1 rRNA gene (cut by a window edge) is annotated in these 2,500 nt (G+C 51.6%); it reads left to right on the top strand.

From position 1 onward, the window contains the following. Positions 1-2,433 (top strand): 23S ribosomal RNA (locus H8S45_RS15445); it begins 410 nt to the left of the window's first position. Positions 2,434-2,500 lie beyond the last annotated feature (67 nt).

Here is a 2,500-nt window from a genome sequence, read left to right as displayed (position 1 = left end):
CTGCGGACACGTGAAACCCGCAGGGAATATGGGGGGACCATCCTCCAAGCCTAAATACTACTCAGTGACCGATAGTGGAGCAGTACCGTGAGGGAAAGGTGAAAAGTACCCCGGGAGGGGAGTGAAAAAGAACCTGAAACCTTGTGCCTACAAGCACCGAGAGCACGTTAAAGTGTGATCGGGTACTTTTTGTAGAACGGTCCGGCGAGTTAATATTTGCAGCGAGGTTAAGGTACTGGAGTACCGGAGCCGTAGCGAGAGCGAGTCTGAAAAGGGCGTATGAAGTTGCAGGTATTAGACCCGAAACCGGGTGACCTATCCATGAGCAGGCTGAAGCGGTGGTAAGACACCGTGGAGGGCCGCACCCACGTCTGTTGAAAAAGCCGGGGATGACTTGTGGATAGCGGAGAAATTCCAATCGAACTCGGAGATAGCTGGTTCTCCCCGAAATAGCTTTAGGGCTAGCGTTATTTTAGATTACCGGAGGTAAAGCACTGAATGGGCTAGGGGCCGCGAGGTTACCGAACCCTATCAAACTCTGAATGCCGGCTAATTGATGAATAGCAGTCAGACTACGTGAGATAAGTCTCGTGGTCAAAAGGGAAACAGCCCAGATCTACAGCTAAGGTCCCAAATGAACGCTAAGTGGAAAATGATGTGAAACTGCGAAGACAACCAGGATGTTGGCTTAGAAGCAGCCACTCATTCAAAGAGTGCGTAATAGCTCACTGGTCGAGTGGTTTTGCGCAGAAAATGTAACGGGGCTAAGCGTTCAACCGAAGCTTAGGCATTGCAGTAATGCATTGGGTAGGGGAGCGTCGTATAAGAGGCGAAGTCAGAGCGGAAGCACTGGTGGATTTTATACGAGTGAGAATGCCGGAATAAGTAGCGAGAATTATGTGAGAATCATAATGGCCGAAAATCTAAGGTTTCTTGGGGAAGGTTCGTCCGCCCAAGGTTAGTCGGGAGCTAAGGCGAGGCCGAAAGGCGTAGTCGATGCACATACGGTAGAAATTCCGTAACCACCGAACTTTAAGCATAAGGGACGCTTTCATTAAGGTTAACCCGGGCGATGGTTGCCCCGGGCGTAAGGGACCGAAATTTAGTAGGGAAGTAACTGGCGTGAGAGACGAGAAAAGCTTATGTGTATACTAAGGTGCCCGTACCGCAAACCGACACAGGTAGATGGGATGAGTATTCTAAGGCCAACGGGAGAAGGGTTGTTAAGGAACTCGGCAAATTGGCCCCGTAACTTCGGGATAAGGGGCGCCTGCGAGAGCAGGCCGCAGTGAAAAGGCCCAAGCGACTGTTTAGCAAAAACACAGCTCTCTGCTAAATCGAAAGATGACGTATAGGGGGTGACGCCTGCCCGGTGCTGGAAGGTTAAGGGGAGTGCTTAGCGCAAGCGAAGGTGCGAACTTAAGCCCCAGTAAACGGCGGCCGTAACTATAACGGTCCTAAGGTAGCGAAATTCCTTGTCAGGTAAGTTCTGACCCGCACGAATGGCGTAACGATTTGGGCACTGTCTCAACAGCCCGCCCGGCGAAATTGTAGTACCGGTGAAGATGCCGGTTTCCCGCAACTAGACGGAAAGACCCCATGGAGCTTCACTGTAGCTTGATATTGGATCTCGGTATTCCATGTACAGGATAGGTGGGAGCCTGGGAAGCAAGTGCGCCAGCATTTGTGGAGGCAACCTTGGGATACCACTCTTGGGATATTGGGATTCTAACCTGCGGCCATGAATCTGGTCGGGGGACACTGTCAGGTGGGCAGTTTGACTGGGGCGGTCGCCTCCTAAAGAGTAACGGAGGCGCTCAAAGGTTCGTTCAGCACGGACGGAAATCGTGCACTGAGTGTAAACGCATAAACGAGCCTAACTGCGAGAATGACGGTTCGAGCAGTAACGAAAGTTGGAGTTAGTGATCCGGCGGTATGTGAATGGAAATGCCGTCGCTCAACGGATAAAAGCTACCCTGGGGATAACAGGCTGATCTCCCCCAAGAGTCCACATCGACGGGGAGGTTTGGCACCTCGATGTCGGCTCATCGCATCCTGGGGCTGAATTCGGTCCCAAGGGTTTGGCTGTTCGCCAATTAAAGCGGTACGCGAGCTGGGTTCAGAACGTCGTGAGACAGTTCGGTCCCTATCTGTTGCGGGCGCAGGAATATTGAGAGGAGCTGTCCTTAGTACGAGAGGACCGGGATGGACGTACCGCTGGTGCACCAGTTGTTCCGCCAGGGGCATAGCTGGGTAGCTAAGTACGGACGAGATAAACGCTGAAGGCATCTAAGCGTGAAACTCCCCTCGAGATAAGTGTTCCCATCCTTTATGGAGTAAGGCCCCTTGTAGACTACAAGGTTGATAGGTCAGGAGTGGAAGTGCAGTAATGTATGCAGCGGACTGATACTAATAGGCCGAGGGCTTGACCTCATATTAGAGGCAATCTCAGATTTTACTCTTTGTTTGCCATAGTTATTGTTCAGTTTTCAAGGTGTAA

The sequence above is a fragment of the Agathobaculum faecis genome (assembly GCF_014287995.1).
Lineage (GTDB): Bacteria > Bacillota > Clostridia > Oscillospirales > Butyricicoccaceae > Agathobaculum > Agathobaculum ammoniilyticum.
The sequence above is the reverse complement of the archived record's forward strand: the minus strand, read 5'-3'. Positions and strand labels throughout refer to the sequence as shown.